This window comes from Streptomyces sp. NPDC060002 (assembly GCF_042737245.1).
Classification (GTDB): Bacteria; Actinomycetota; Actinomycetes; order Streptomycetales; family Streptomycetaceae; genus Streptomyces.
Genome location: NZ_JBHWUW010000033.1, coordinates 1 through 13,097 on the forward strand (window position 1 = coordinate 1; position 13,097 = coordinate 13,097).

13 protein-coding genes and 1 pseudogene are annotated in these 13,097 nt (G+C 73.3%); 2 read left to right on the top strand and 12 right to left on the bottom strand.

The window, feature by feature from the left end:
* Window positions 1-241 precede the first annotated feature (241 nt).
* The 11 genes from ACFWBD_RS26035 to ACFWBD_RS26085 form a co-directional block, all read right to left on the bottom strand.
* Window positions 242-346, bottom strand: coding sequence for a DUF6893 family small protein (locus ACFWBD_RS26035; protein ID WP_384122940.1), 105 nt, complete (start codon window positions 344-346; stop codon window positions 242-244).
* An 11-nt stretch (window positions 347-357) separates the two neighbouring features.
* Window positions 358-915, bottom strand: a complete 558-nt coding sequence (locus ACFWBD_RS26040) for a hydrogenase maturation protease (protein WP_385671306.1) — start codon at window positions 913-915, stop codon at window positions 358-360.
* Window positions 912-2,345 carry a hypothetical protein gene (locus ACFWBD_RS26045; protein WP_385671308.1) on the bottom strand — a complete coding sequence of 478 codons (1,434 nt, stop codon included), beginning with the start codon at window positions 2,343-2,345 and terminating at the stop codon, window positions 912-914. Before ACFWBD_RS26045 ends, ACFWBD_RS26040 begins: the two co-directional genes overlap by 4 nt.
* On the bottom strand, window positions 2,342-3,034 hold the full coding sequence (locus ACFWBD_RS26050; RefSeq protein ID WP_385671311.1) for a DUF6084 family protein: 693 nt from the start codon (window positions 3,032-3,034) through the stop codon (window positions 2,342-2,344). The genes ACFWBD_RS26045 and ACFWBD_RS26050 overlap by 4 nt, the downstream gene beginning before the upstream one ends.
* On the bottom strand, window positions 3,031-3,672 hold the full coding sequence (locus ACFWBD_RS26055) for a DUF5947 family protein (protein WP_385671314.1): 642 nt from the start codon (window positions 3,670-3,672) through the stop codon (window positions 3,031-3,033). Before ACFWBD_RS26055 ends, ACFWBD_RS26050 begins: the two co-directional genes overlap by 4 nt.
* Window positions 3,669-4,202 carry a hypothetical protein gene (locus ACFWBD_RS26060; protein WP_385671317.1) on the bottom strand — a complete coding sequence of 178 codons (534 nt, stop codon included), beginning with the start codon at window positions 4,200-4,202 and terminating at the stop codon, window positions 3,669-3,671. The genes ACFWBD_RS26055 and ACFWBD_RS26060 overlap by 4 nt, the downstream gene beginning before the upstream one ends.
* Entirely contained in the window at window positions 4,199-5,980 is a 1,782-nt protein-coding gene (locus ACFWBD_RS26065) for a nickel-dependent hydrogenase large subunit (protein ID WP_385671320.1), read from the bottom strand. Before ACFWBD_RS26065 ends, ACFWBD_RS26060 begins: the two co-directional genes overlap by 4 nt.
* Before the next feature lie 92 nt (window positions 5,981-6,072).
* A complete protein-coding gene (locus ACFWBD_RS26070) occupies window positions 6,073-7,146 on the bottom strand; it encodes a hydrogenase expression protein HypE (protein ID WP_385671323.1) in 1,074 nt (357 codons plus the stop codon).
* A gap of 72 nt (window positions 7,147-7,218) precedes the next feature.
* Window positions 7,219-8,967 (bottom strand): enoyl-CoA hydratase-related protein, encoded by a 1,749-nt coding sequence (locus tag ACFWBD_RS26075; protein WP_385671326.1) that lies wholly within the window; start codon window positions 8,965-8,967, stop codon window positions 7,219-7,221.
* A 207-nt stretch (window positions 8,968-9,174) separates the two neighbouring features.
* Window positions 9,175-9,432 carry a hypothetical protein gene (locus ACFWBD_RS26080; protein WP_385671329.1) on the bottom strand — a complete coding sequence of 86 codons (258 nt, stop codon included), beginning with the start codon at window positions 9,430-9,432 and terminating at the stop codon, window positions 9,175-9,177.
* Window positions 9,419-9,733, bottom strand: a complete 315-nt coding sequence (locus ACFWBD_RS26085) for a DUF6400 family protein (RefSeq protein ID WP_385671332.1) — start codon at window positions 9,731-9,733, stop codon at window positions 9,419-9,421. The genes ACFWBD_RS26080 and ACFWBD_RS26085 overlap by 14 nt, the downstream gene beginning before the upstream one ends.
* 206 nt (window positions 9,734-9,939) lie before the next feature.
* Between ACFWBD_RS26085 and ACFWBD_RS26090 the strand changes: the two genes are divergently transcribed.
* Both ACFWBD_RS26090 and ACFWBD_RS26095 read left to right on the top strand, forming a co-directional pair.
* Complete coding sequence (locus tag ACFWBD_RS26090) at window positions 9,940-11,235, top strand: CoA transferase (RefSeq protein ID WP_385671335.1); 1,296 nt, start codon at window positions 9,940-9,942, stop codon at window positions 11,233-11,235.
* On the top strand, window positions 11,232-12,650 hold the full coding sequence (locus tag ACFWBD_RS26095; RefSeq protein WP_385671338.1) for an amidohydrolase family protein: 1,419 nt from the start codon (window positions 11,232-11,234) through the stop codon (window positions 12,648-12,650). Before ACFWBD_RS26090 ends, ACFWBD_RS26095 begins: the two co-directional genes overlap by 4 nt.
* Here the strand turns inward: ACFWBD_RS26095 and ACFWBD_RS26100 are convergent.
* Window positions 12,651-13,029, bottom strand: a pseudogene (locus ACFWBD_RS26100) (hypothetical protein); the annotation flags it as partial.
* Between the last annotated feature and the right edge of the window lie 68 nt (window positions 13,030-13,097).

Below are 13,097 nucleotides of genomic sequence, written 5' to 3' on the forward strand. Positions count from 1 at the left end.
TCTCTCCTGTTCGAGGACGGCGGACGGCAGGCGGCGGGCGGTGGGCGGCGGCCGGTGGACGGCGGCCGGTGGACGGCGGCCGGGCGGGGCGCGGGGGGGGCGGGGCCCGGTCGCGGGGCCCGGCCCCCCCCCCCCGGCGCGCCCCCGGGGGGGGGGCGGGCCCCCCCGGCCCGCCACGCCGTCACCGGCCGCCGGGTACGCCGTTCGACGCAACCGCGCGGCGCACCGGTGGCGGCCGTGTTCACATCCGGCGGATGCGCAGGTAGCGCCGTACGTCGGGAAGTACTTCGACGCCGAGGGCGACCAGGGCCGCGAGGGCCGCTCCGCCGATGACGATCTTCTTCATCCCGTCTCTCCTCATGTCGAGATCCCGTCAGCCGTGGCCCGCGGCGCGGACTCTCCCGGCTCCCCGTTCCACAGCAGCTCTTCGATCAGCCGGACGGCCTGCGGTACGGCGTCGGACACCGGCGGGCTGAGACCGATGCCCTCGTCCACCGTGGCCGGTTCGCACCCGACGACGAGAACGCGCCGTGGCGGCTCGCCCCCGGTCCCGGCGCACAGGGTGCCCAGCAGCGCCAGGACGGCGTCGGGGGTCATCCGGTGGCCGTCCAGCGGGGGCGGGCCGGGCGGCGCGCTCCCGCCGACGTCGTGTTCGATCACGTACAGCGTGCCGGGGGCTTCGCCGCGCGCTGTGGCGTCCACCAGGACGAGGGTGTCGTAGCCGTCCAGGAGCTGGTAGGCGAGGTGCACCCCGCGCACTCCGATGTCCACGACCTCGACCTGCCCGGGCAGGTCGCGCAGGTCTCGCTCGGAGAGCCGGCGGGCGGTCTCCACGCCGAAGCCGTCGTCCGTGAGGAAGATGTTGCCGATGCCCGCCACGAGCGTTCTTCGAGCTGCCGACGAGGGAACGTTCATGCGTCGTCCTCCAGCGGGGTGACCTCGTCGGGCTGGAAGTACAGGAACCGGCCCTGCTCGCGCCGGATGTCGGCGCCCGGGTCGCCCTCGACCGTGACCGCCAGGTGCACCCCGCCGTCGACGTCGTGCAGCACCGCCTCGACCTGCGCGGTGCGGCCCCGCAGGAAGATGTCCTGCGCGTCGGTGCGCCGCAGACCCGGGCGCAGCTCGACGCGGCTGCCCTTGCCCACCGGCCGCCCGTCCACGAGCACATGGTCGCGTGCCGGGTCGAATCCCGCCTCGCTCGCGGGGTCCCACCAGGGAGTGTCCGGCCGCTGCACCCCGTGCTCGTCGGGGAAGCCGCCGTCCGGGGCGGCGGGGGCCGCCGGGCCGGTTGCCTGGCGCAGAGTGCGGACCGCCCCGTGCAGCCGCTCCAGGACCTCGGCCGGCATCGAGTCCGCCAGCTCGATCACGGCGGCCGCCCGGTCGTCGGTGCCGCGGGCCTCGCGTTTCTCCTCGTCGGTGAGGGCCGCGGTGCGCAGCGCGAGGATCTCGTCGATCTCGGTGGCGTCGTAGAGCGCGCCGGGGCTCTCCGGCGCGATGGCCGGATGGTCCTCCAGGATGATCGGCGAGGACAGCACGAGGTCGGCGCTGCCGGCTTCACCGGCGAGTACGGGCCAGGTGTGCAGGTTGCGGCAGGCGGCGACCGCGCCCTTCGCCCACTCGGGGGGATCGGTCATCGACAGGAACGATCCGGCGCTGAGGGCCATCAGGAGGTGGGTGGCCACCAGGGAGTGCGGCAGCGCCGCGTCCCGGCCGGCGTCGCGGGGCTCGGCCGGTGTCCAGTCGCTGGTGTTCTCCACGACGGCGGTCAGCCGCAGGGCCCGGTAGGGGCCGTCGAGTTCGCGGGCGGTCAGCCGGATCGTCCCGCAGATCTCCTCGCACCGCCGCAGGAGTCGGCCGACGGTGCGGCCGGCCTCGTCCAGGACGGGTTCGGTGTCGTCCCGGGCGGGGCGTCGGAAGGGGTGGGTGACGCCGTCGCCGAGGAGCTCGTCCACCGGGGCGACCACCTCGACCCGCTCCTCGCCGCCCTCGTCCCAGGGCACCAGCACCCGGTCGTCGAGGCGGAGCTCGGCCACGGTCTCGAAGCCGCCGTCCGGGCGTACCCGCTGCACGGTGCGCCGTCGGGCGTGCAGGAAGCGCACCTCGACGGAGAGGGTCGCGCCCGCCTTCGGTTCCATCAGGCATTCGGTGTGCTGGAAGTCGTGCTCCTCGCACTCGGCGCCCCAGCCGGGCGGCACCAGCACCCCGAACTGCCAGCGCAGCCGGTTCTTGGCCGCCGAGGCGCGGTACGGGTAGAGCACATAGCCCTCGAAGAGGACGGCGTCGGCCACCTGCCGGGCGAGGGCGAACCGCTCCTGCGTCTCGGAGGCGAACGCGGTCACGGTCACGGATCCGTCCTTCCGATGGTGCCGGTGAGCGCGCGCAGCGGGTCGCGCCGGGGCGGGTCCGCGGTGCCGCCGTCGTCGAGCAGGGCCTTGAGGGTCGCGTCCCAGGAGGGCAGCGCGCGCCGGGAGCGGTAGGCGAGGAGGGCGTCCATGGTGTCGCGCGGCAGCCTGATCCAGCCGCACCCGGGGAAGTGCTGCTCGACCATCTCCCGCCACGTCTCGACGGGCATCCGGAAGGCGGCCTCCCGGTCCCACGGCACCGGCTCGACCCGGAAACCGCCTTCGCCGGTGAACGCCGTACCGGAGAACAGCATCAGCAGCGGCACCTCGCCGGCGGTGAGGGCGTCGAGGTAGCGGGTCGCCGCGATGTCCATGTCGTAGGTGCAGGGGACGACGAGGTCGGCTTCGGTCTCTCCGGTGAAGCCGGGGACCATGAGCGAGATCTGGGCGAACTGCACCGGCAGGAGCGTGCTGCCCCAGCGGGAGCGCTCGCCGAAGAGGTCCGCCAGCCCGTCGGCCTCGGCCGACTCGTAGCCGCGCCGGGCGGGTTCGATGCGGAGCTGACAGCGCAGCGCGAGGGCGTGCACCCGCGCGTCGTCGGCGGCGGTGACCCGCAGCCGGAAGACGAGGGTCGGTCCGGCGGCGTAGCGGTCGGCGCGGACGCCGGTGCAGGCGAAGGAGAACTCCGTCATGACCGCACCTGCTCGTCCACGGGCCGGGCACGTCGCGAGACATCCGCGAAGAACGCGTCCAGCGCTGCCCGGGCCTCGGCCCCGCCGTCGAAGCCCTGCCACAACAGGCGCATACGGCCGACCAGTTCGTAGCAGATGTCGATCGGTACGAGATGGCACTCGAAGCGGCCGTCGGTGCGGCGCAGCAGCAGCGCCTCCACGTCGGGTTCGAGCAGTCGGGCGAGCGGACTGTCGCCGAGGGCCGCCGTCCAGGTGGCCGGTTCGAGTTCGCTCTCGGTGGCTCCGGCCGGGCTCGGGTAGAGGGCGACCAGCCGGTCGAGTGCCGCGTTGCGGAAGAGGAAGGCGACGCCGACCGGGATCTGCAAGGCGTCCCACGCGCTCTCGTCGAGCCGGTGTCCGGGGTCGGTGAGATAGCGGGCGGGGACCGTGCGGAAGCGGCCCGCGGCGGCGCCCGGCTGCTGCATCAGCAGCGCGCAGGCAGTACAGGCGCAGACGAGGGCGCGTTTCTCGGTGTCGACCAGATGGCGGTGGTCCGCCTCGACCGGCAGAGCGCACAGCTCGCACCGTTCGGGCTGCGGAGGTCGCTCGGTGAGGAACCTCCGCAGGCCGGGTGTGCGCGTCGCCGGGGACGCCGTCATCGGGCGCCCGTCGGTGCGGCGCCGATCTGGAGGAGCGTGGGCCCCGCGGGCGCGGTCCGGACGTCGACGGTCCTGACCTCCGGTGCGAAGCAGGCGAGGGCTGCCTGGGCGGCCTCCCGGGCGCTCGCGCCGGAGCCGCATCCGCAGCCGCCGGACTCCCGGGCCCGCAGCGTCAGGGCGCCGCTCTCCTCGTCGAAGTCCACGACGTCCAGGGCGTGTTCGCGGACGCTGTCGAGGGCCCGGGTGATGCGGGTGTCGCGGTCCTCGGGGTGCAGGTCGTGCAGGACGAGGAGACTCGCGACGAGTTCGTCGCCGAGCAGGCCCGCCACCGGGTCGCCCGGGGCGCCGGACAGCAGGTGGAGGACGCGGGCCAGACCGGAGCCGTAGAAGTCCATGAGGGAGCGCACGAGTTCCTCGGCCGCCTCGGCGGCGGCCGGGTCGCCGCTCGCGGCCAGCCGGTCCAGCACCTCCTCGACCCGGCGTCCGGTCCCTTCCGCGTCGACGGGCCGCGCCGTCGTCGGCGCGCTCATCCGCCCAGTCCGCTCAGTCCGGTGGGCACGTGCATCGACTTCACCGTCTTGCCGCCCCCGACGTACATGTGGACGCCGCAGGGCAGACAGGGGTCGAAGCTGCGGACGGCGCGCATGATGTCGATGCCCTTGAAGTTCTCCGGGGTGTTCTCCTCGAAGATGGGGGTGTTCTGCACGGCGTCCTCGTACGGTCCTGGCGTGCCGAAGGTGTCCCTGGTGCTGGCGTTCCAGGGGGTGGGCGGGTACGGGTGGTAGTTGGCGATCTTGCCGTCGCGGATCACCATGTGGTGCGAGAGGACGCCGCGGACCGCCTCGGTGAAACCGACGCCGAGCCCCTCGTCCGGGACCTCGAACTTCTCCCAGGTCTGGGTGCGTCCGGCGCGGACCTCCTCGAGCCCCTTCTCCGCGAAGTGCAGGGCGACGGCGGCGGCGTACGCCTGGAAGTAGGTGCGCGCGCGGTTGCGCTCCAGCGCGTTGGACCACTTCGGGATCTTCCACTCGAAGCTGGTCTCCGGCTTGGTCATGGTGCGCGGCAGGTTGATGACCACGCTGTGGCCGGTGGCCTTGACGTACCCGATGTCGACGAGCCCGGACAGCGCGGTCGACCACAGGCGGGCGAGGGGGCCGCCGCCGGTGTCCAGGGCGAGGTGGTCCTTGCCGTCGAACCAGCGCGGGGACATGACCCAGCTGTACTTGTCGTCGAAGTTCCGCTTCTGCGGGGCGGGGATGGTGTGCTGGTTCCACGGGTGGCGCGGGTCCACCGGGTTGCCGAGCGGGTCGTGGGTGACGAACTGCTCCTGGCCCTGCCAGTCCTCGTAGTAGGAACTGCCCAGCAGGATGCGGATGCCGAGGTTGATCTCGGTGAGGTCGTTGGTGACGAGCTTGCCGTCGACGATGACGCCGGGCGTGACGAACATCCGCCGGCCCCAGTCGGTCATGTTGGCGTAGGTGAAGTCGCAGTACTCGGGGTCGTTGAGCGCGCCCCAGCAGCCGAGCAGGACCCGGCGGCGGCCCACTTCCTCGTAGCCGGGCAGCGCCTCGTAGAAGAAGTCGAACAGGTCGTCGTGCAGGGGCACGACGCGCTTCATGAACTCGACGTAGCGCATCAGCCGGCTGAGGTAGTCGGTGAAGAGCTGTACGGAGGCGATGGTGCCGACGCCGCCCGGGTAGAGCGTGGAGGGGTGCACATGGCGGCCCTCCATCAGGCAGAACATCTCGCGGGTGTAGCGGCTGACCTGGAGGGCCTCGCGGTAGAACTCCCCTTCGAGGGGGTTCAGCGAGCGCATGATGTCGGCGATGGTGCGGTAGCCGTGCTCGGCCGCGTGCGGGGCCTCGGTGCGCTCGGCGAGTTCGAGGACGCCGGGGTTGGTCTCCCTGACCATCTTCTCGCAGTAGTCGACCCCCACCAGGTTCTCCTGGAAGATGTTGTGGTCGAACATGTACTCCGCGGACTCGCCGAGGTTGATGATCCACTCGGCGAGGTGCGGGGGCTTCACCCCGTACGCCATGTTCTGCGCGTACACCGAGCAGGTGGCGTGGTTGTCGCCGCAGATCCCGCAGATGCGGCTGGTGATGAAGTGCGCGTCGCGGGGGTCCTTGCCGCGCATGAAGACGCTGTAGCCGCGGAAGACCGACGAGGTGCTGTAGCACTCCGCGACCCGCTTCTGCTTGAAGTCGATCTTCGTGTGGATGCCCAGGCTGCCCACGATCCGGGTGATCGGATCCCAGGCCATCTCCACCAGGCCGCTGTCGTCGCCGACCGCCTTCGTCCTTGCCATCGTCTTTGCCGTGCCCTTCGTTGCGCGGGGGGTTCGGTTGTGGGGTGCGCGAAGCAGAAGCGGGTCACTCGTGGGTCACTCGTGGTGGGGCGTCACCAGGGGGGCCGGTAGCCGGTGGTGATCTTCTCGCCGGTCCGGCGCCACTTGGGCTCCTGGTCCACCGTCCTCGCCGTGATCGAGCGCAGTTTGCGGACCACGGCTCCGTAGGCGCCGCTGGCCGTGCTGGAGAGCTTGGCTCCGGGCGGCTCGTCCATGAACGGCATGAACTTGTCGGGGAATCCGGGCATGGTGCAGGCGATGCAGATGCCGCCGACGTTCGGACAGCCGCCGATGCCGTTCATCCACCCGCGCTTGGGCACGTTGCACTTGACGACCGGACCCCAGCAGCCCAGCTTGACCAGGCACTTCGGCGAGTCGTACGACAGGGCGAACTCACCCTGCTCGTAGTAGCCCGCGCGGTCGCAGCCCTCGTGGACGGTGGCCCCGAACAGCCAGGTGGGACGCAGCTTGTCGTCCAGCGGGATCATCGGGGCGGCGCCGGTCGCCTGGTAGAGCAGGTACGTGAGCGTCTCGGAGAAGTTGTCGGGCTGGATCGGACAGCCGGGGACGCACACGATGGGGATGCCGGCGTGGGACTTCCAGTCCCAGCCGAGGTAGTCCGGCAGACCCATGGCGCCGGTCGGGTTGCCCGCCATGGCGTGGATGCCGCCGTAGGTGGCGCAGGTGCCGATGGCGACGACCGCCAGCGCCTTCGGGGCGAGCCGGTCGATCCACTCGCTGGTGGTGATCGGCTGGCCGGTCTCGGGGTTGTCGCCGAAGCCGCACCAGTAGCCCTCGGGCTTGATCGCCTCGTTGGGGATGGAACCCTCGACGACCAGCACGAACGGGTCGATCTCGCCCCGCTCGCCCTTGAAGAACCACTCGATGAACGTGTCCGCGCCGCCGATCGGACCGCACTCGAAGTCGATGAGCGGCCAGTGGACGGCGATCTTCGGAAGCCCCGGCAGCACGCCGAGCACGATCTCCTCGATGCTGGGCTGCATGGCCGCCGTCAACGCGACCGAGTCGCCGTCGCAGCTCAGGCCCGCGTTGATCCAGAGAATGTGGATCGTGGGTGTCTCGTCGGCGGGCGCAGCGCCGACCGTCTTCGTCGTCGCCTCAGTCATGGGACCGCCTCCTGGGGAGGTGAGGAATGAAAGCCCCGTTTCGGGACTTTCCGCGTTCATCGGTTCTTGGTATCAGCCGATGGGCCGCGACGGGATGCCATGGGGGGCCGTTCCGGTGAATTCGGTGGCAGACGGGCCCGAAGCGGTTTGAGAAGCGGAGAGGTGGGGCGGGGTGGCCGACGGGCGCTCCTTGCGGACGAACGCCCGGCGCAGAGCGTGGTACGGGGCGTCCGGGTCGTCGAAGGTCCGGCGCATCCGGGCGAGCTCCCGCTCCCGGAACCCGGCCGGCGGGGTAGTCATCTCCCGCCGCTCCAGCTCCGTCTTCTTCGCGGCGATCCGGGCCGCCGTCACCGGCAGGGCGGACAGGTGCGCGGCCAGGCGGCCGACCTCCGCCGCGAAGGCTCCCGGCCCGCTGTCCACCACCCGGTCGACGAGTCCCAGAGCCAGCGCGCTCGCCGCGCTCACCGGCAGCGCCTCCCGCATGAGCCGTTCGGCCACCGCCGGGCCCACCCTGCGGGGCAGGGTGTACGTCCAGTACTCCGAACCGTAGAGGCCCATCAGACGGTAGTGCGGGTTCAGCACGGCGCCCGAGCGGCACCACACCTCGTCGGCCGCCAGGGCGAGCATCACCCCGCCCGCGGCGGCGTTGCCCGCGACCGCCGAGACCACCAGCCGGTCGGTCGTCGCCAGGACCGCCTCGACCAGGTCGTCGATGGCGTTGATGTTCGCCCAGGACTCGGCGGCGGGGTCGTCGGCCGCCTCGATGACGTTGAGGTGGATCCCGTTGGAGAAGAAGTCCCGCTCGCCGCCCAGCACCAGCACCGACGTGGGCCGCGTGCACGCCTCCCGGTAGGCGTCCAGCAGCCGGCGGCACTGTTCGGTGCTCATGGCGCCGCCGGGGAAGGAGAACGACAGGAAGCCGACGTCGCCGCTCTCCCGGTAGCGGATGTCCCTCCAGGTGGCCTCCGGCGCCTCGGGCAGGGGCGGCAGCCGGTCGCCGAGGGCCGAGACGGAGGGCAGCTTGTACGTCGGCGGCTGCCCGGGGAGCCGCCGGGCCCGCAGCTCCGGGATCCACACGGCGCCGTCCCTGGTGGCCCGGCAGACCGCTCCGGCCCGGGTCGCCAGCAGCTCGCCCGGGCGGCCGCGCAACACGCTCTCGGGGTGACCGCCGTGCAGATACCACTCGCCGCCGAGCAGCGCGTCCAGCACACCGGGCTGCGAGTCCGCCGCCCTCAGCTTGCGCAGGACGGTCCCGGTCGCGTCCTCGGCCCAGTCGATGCGCCGGACACTCTGGTCGAGGTACGGACGCGGACGGAAACGGGCGTCGGCCGCGCAGCCCGCGTCCTGCTTGCGCGGCACGTGGGTTCCCCCGGCGAAGCGCTCCACCGCGAGCAGGACGGCCTCGAGCGCGGCGTCGGCGATCTCGCCCCGGTACAGCTCGCTCTTGGACACCTGAGGAAGCCGACACGGTACGCAGGCCCACACATCGCCGGCGTCCATCTCCCCGTCGGCCTGGAGGACGGTGACGCCCCACTCGTCGACGCCCTCATGGATCGCCCAGTCCAGGGAGGACGGTCCACGGTCCCCCACGGGCCCGGGATGGACGACGAGACACGTGTACGCCGACCAGACCTCCTCGGGAATGGCCGACTTCAGCATCGGCGCCACGACGAGCTGCGGTGCGTGCCGGCGCACGGCGTCCGCCGGCGAGCCGCCCGGCAGGGCGAGTTCCACCGCCACCCGGTGGCCGCGGTCGCGCAGTTCGGCGTGGGCGCGCTGGGTCAGGCTGTTGAACGCGCTGGCTAGGAGCAGGATGTGCACGGCTGCCTCCGGGCGGACGAACGGCAGGCAGAAATGACCGCCGCCGCGATCCTCGGCCCCGACGGGCCGCCGTCCTCGACGACAGACGGTCGGATCATCGGAAATCATCCGAAAGCGGGCACTCGTCCGCCGTCCGGTCCCACCGTCCGTGCCTCGCCCACGGCACCCCCCGCGCCCCGGGCGCCCGGGGTCAGCGGGGGCAGGGCGTCACCGTCGGCGCAGGCCGCTCGTGATGCGCTCCCACGGGGAGCGGGTGGCGCCGAAATGGGTCTCGTGCGTCCAGATGTGGGTGCACGACCGGCACTGGAGGTGGAGCAGGCTGCCGACGTTGGAGAGCAGGTAGCGCCAGTGCTCGGAGCAGGTGCGGCCCTGCTGGCAGGTGGCACAGCCACGACGGTCGTCGCAGTTGGGGCAGGCCACCCAGGCCCGGCGCCCGATGTCGGCCTGCGGGTCAAGCGGCAGCATGGCCACCCCCTCGGCGCGGAAGCACACCGGCCGAGACCAGCTCGTCGTACATGCGCTGCTGCTCCGCGCTGAGGCCGGAATACAGCAGCTCGTGCGCCGCCTCCTCGTCGCGCAGCGCGGTGACGGGGTCCCAGTCGGGGCCGAGAGCCGCCAGGACATGGGCGCGCCGGAGCATCTCGTGTGCGGTCAGGTCGATGGTCAGGTCGGCCGAGGGATGGGCGCCGGGCCGGGCCGCGGCAGGCCTGCTCGCCGCGCCGGAATCGTCCGGCTCGTCAGGAAGGGCACGTTCATGGGGGGACATGTGACCGAACGTAGGTAGGCCTTCCTCGCCCCGACAAGAGCAGGTGGGAGAAGTCACAGCGGTCCGCGCACGGCCGCCCCCGCCGCGAGCCGGCCTCACAGCCGTGTTCAGGTCATGACACCGCCACCCGTGATCCGCGTAGTCTTGGCGCCGTGTCGAGTGAGCGGGCCGGGGCCGGTGCGGCGGATTGGGCGCGGAGCGGTGTCATGGCGCTGACCGGACACCCCGACGGACCGCCGCTGGTGCCCCCCGGGACCGCGGCCGCCTTCGCCGACCGGATCTCCGCACGACTGGCCGCCGCCACGGCGGACAGCGCTCATCCGGTGCGGGTGGACGGTGCGTCGCTCCTCGCGGAGCGGGCCGCGTTCACCGGGCACCGCCGGCAGGGGCGGGTCTCGGCGGGCGGAGCGGGCCGGCTGCTGCCCACCGCGGACGGCTGGGCGGCCGTCTCCTGCGCCCGCCCCGACGATCCCCTGCTGCTGGGGGCGCTGGTCGGCGCCGTACTGCCCGACGACCCATGGCCGACGGTCGTCGCGTGGTTGCGGACGCACACCGGGGCGGAGCTGGCCGAGCGGGCCGCGCTGCTCGGACTCGCCGCCGCGCCCGTGAACCCCTCCCCGCCGCGCCCGCTGCCCGCGCCCGGACGCCCCAGGTCGCCGGCGGGCCTGCTCGTCGTCGACTTCAGCGCGCTGTGGGCGGGCCCGCTCTGCGCCCAGCTGCTCGGCCTCGGCGGCGCACGCGTGGTCAAGGTGGAGACTCCGCAGCGCCTCGACGGGGCGCGCCGGGGCAGTCCCGGCTTCTTCCGGCTGCTGCACGCGGGCCATCGCGCCGTTCTCCTCGACCCCACGACGGCAGGGGGTCGGCGAGCGCTGTCCGCGCTCGTCGACGCGGCGGACATCGTCATCGAGGCGTCCCGCCCGCGGGCGCTGGCCGGGTTCGGTCTCGACGCGGAGGCATCGGCCCGGCAGGGCACGATCTGGGTGTCCGTCACGGCGGACGGCCGCGACTCCCCGCGGGTCGGCTTCGGCGACGACGTGGCAGCGGGCGCGGGACTGGTGGCCCGGGACGCGAACGGGCAGCCGGTCTTCTGCGGCGATGCGCTCGCCGACCCGCTGACCGGCCTGTTCGCCGCCGAACTCGCCCTGTCCGCACCGGAGAACGGCCGGGGACGGCTGTTCGACGTCGCGATGTCCCAGGTGGTCACCGCGACCCTGGCCCCAGCCCCGGGCTCCCCCACCCGGGACACGCCCGCCCCGGACCGCCCCGTTCCGGACTGCGGCACCCCGGACTCCTCCGCCATCGACGCCGTCTGCCCCGGACCACCCGCCCCGGGCTCACCCGCCCGGACCGCTCGCCGGGACGGCGCCGGCTGGGTGGCCGACACCTGCGACGGACCGGTGCCGGTCGCCGCGCCCCGCCGTCGGACCGTCACCGGCCACGCTCCCGAACCGGGCCGGCACACCGCCGAGGTCCTGCGCGAGCTGCGGATCCCCTCGCCATGACGACGGGAGTGCTGCTCCGCGACGCCGAACTCGACGGCCGCACAGTGACGGACGTACGTGTCAGCGGCGGGAGCGTCGTCGAGATCGGCGGCAGGCTGACGGCCCACCGCGGCGAGGACGTGCTCGACGCCCGGGGCGGGGCCCTGCTGCCCGGTCTGTGCGACCACCACATGCACCTGCACGCCATGGCCGCGGCCGCCCGCTCCGTCCAGTGCGGCCCGCCGGCGGTGAACACCCCGGAGGAGCTGGCCGAGGCTCTCGCGCACGCGGCCGCGGACGAACGCGGCTGGGTCCGCGGAACCGGGTACGGCGAGGGCGTCGCCGGTCTGCTGGACGCCGTCGCGCTGGACCGCCTGCATGGCGCCCGTCCGGTGCGCGTCCAGCACCGCAGCGGCGCGCTGTGGATGGTCAACAGCGCGGGGGCCCAGGCCCTGGGCCTCGCACGCGCGGATCACGCGGGCGTCGAACGCGACGGTCGGGGGCGACCCACCGGGCGGCTCTGGCGCGCCGACGACTGGCTCCGCACCCGTACCTCCGGGGCCCGGCCACCCGATCTTCGGCCGGTCGGCGTCCGACTCGCCGGCCTGGGCATCACCCACCTCACGGACGCGACCCCGGATCTGAGCGCCACGGCGATCGACGCGATCGGCGAGGCCATGCGCACCGGGGCGCTCCCCCAGCGGGTCCAGCTGCTGGGGGCGCCCCTGCACCGGACGGCGCCCGGCGGCCCGCGTTCACCGACCGTCGGGCCCTACAAGATCGTGCTCGCGGACTCCGGCCTCCCGGGCCTCGACGCCCTGGTGGAACGCATCCGCGCGGCTCACCGTGCGGACCGGGCGGTGGCCGTGCACTGCGTGACCCGCGAGGCCCTCTTCCTCCTGTTCGCCGCTCTCGACAAGGCCGGCGGGCGGGCCGGTGACCGGATCGAGCACGCCTCGCTGGTGCCCGCCGGGTCGATCTCCCGGCTGCGGGACCTCGGTCCGGTCGTGGTGACCCAGCCGGGGTTCATCGCGGACCGCGGCGACGACTATCTGCGCGACGTCCCTGCCGGGGACCACCAGGACCTCTACCGGGTGCGGTCGCTGGTCGAGGGCGGCGTGCCGGTCGCGCTGGCCGGTGACGCGCCGTACGGGCCGGTCGATCCGTGGCTGGTGATCGACGCGGCGGTACGGCGGCGTACCCGGTCCGGACAGGTCGTCGGCCCGGGTGAGGCTCTCACCGCGCTGCAGGCGCTGGACGCCTTCCTCGGCCCGCCCGATGCTCCCGGCGGCCCGCCCCGGAGGGTCACCCGGGGAGCGCCGGCCGACCTCGTCCTGCTGCGCGTGCCCCGAGCGGTGGCGCTGGAGCGGCCCTGCGCGGACCTGGTGGCCGCGACGCTGATCGCCGGCGCCGTGGTGTGGTCGCGCCCGGACTGATCACGCCTCCCGCTCGTGCGTGCTGTCGTCCTCGCCCGCCTCCAGCAGGGTGGCCGCCGAGCCGATGATCCGCGGATCGGGGCGGCCGACGACCTCGTCGTCCTTGTCCGCGTAGTCGAAGCGGGCCAGGACACTGCGCATGGCCTCCACGCGGGCACCGCGCGGGTTGAGGTGCTCGGTGAACCGCTTGACGGTGCCGCCCTTGCCCGCGGCGTCACGGCCCTCGAAGACGATGACGAGCCGACCCCCGGTCTCCTTGATCCAGCTCTGCGGCTTCAGGAGCTGCCTGCTGGAGCCGCTTGTGTCCGTACAGGGGACGGACGGCGTGCGAAGCCCAGGTGTCAGCGCTGCCGCAGGGATCCGGTGCGACCGCGAGAGGCCGAGGTCACAGGGCACAAGCGGCCAAGGTCACAGCCGTGCCCTCTGCTGCCGCTCGGCCCCTCTGGC

Coding starts and splice junctions, on each gene's coding strand:
- ACFWBD_RS26035 (WP_384122940.1), bottom strand. CDS start 346: ATGAAGAAGATCGTCATCGGCGGAGCGGCCCTCGCGGCCCTGGTCGCC.
- ACFWBD_RS26040 (WP_385671306.1), bottom strand. CDS start 915: ATGAACGTTCCCTCGTCGGCAGCTCGAAGAACGCTCGTGGCGGGCATC.
- ACFWBD_RS26050 (WP_385671311.1), bottom strand. CDS start 3,034: ATGACGGAGTTCTCCTTCGCCTGCACCGGCGTCCGCGCCGACCGCTAC.
- ACFWBD_RS26055 (WP_385671314.1), bottom strand. CDS start 3,672: ATGACGGCGTCCCCGGCGACGCGCACACCCGGCCTGCGGAGGTTCCTC.
- ACFWBD_RS26060 (WP_385671317.1), bottom strand. CDS start 4,202: ATGAGCGCGCCGACGACGGCGCGGCCCGTCGACGCGGAAGGGACCGGA.
- ACFWBD_RS26065 (WP_385671320.1), bottom strand. CDS start 5,980: ATGGCAAGGACGAAGGCGGTCGGCGACGACAGCGGCCTGGTGGAGATG.
- ACFWBD_RS26070 (WP_385671323.1), bottom strand. CDS start 7,146: ATGACTGAGGCGACGACGAAGACGGTCGGCGCTGCGCCCGCCGACGAG.
- ACFWBD_RS26080 (WP_385671329.1), bottom strand. CDS start 9,432: ATGCTGCCGCTTGACCCGCAGGCCGACATCGGGCGCCGGGCCTGGGTG.
- ACFWBD_RS26085 (WP_385671332.1), bottom strand. CDS start 9,733: ATGTCCCCCCATGAACGTGCCCTTCCTGACGAGCCGGACGATTCCGGC.
- ACFWBD_RS26090 (WP_385671335.1), top strand. CDS start 9,940: ATGGCGCTGACCGGACACCCCGACGGACCGCCGCTGGTGCCCCCCGGG.
- ACFWBD_RS26095 (WP_385671338.1), top strand. CDS start 11,232: ATGACGACGGGAGTGCTGCTCCGCGACGCCGAACTCGACGGCCGCACA.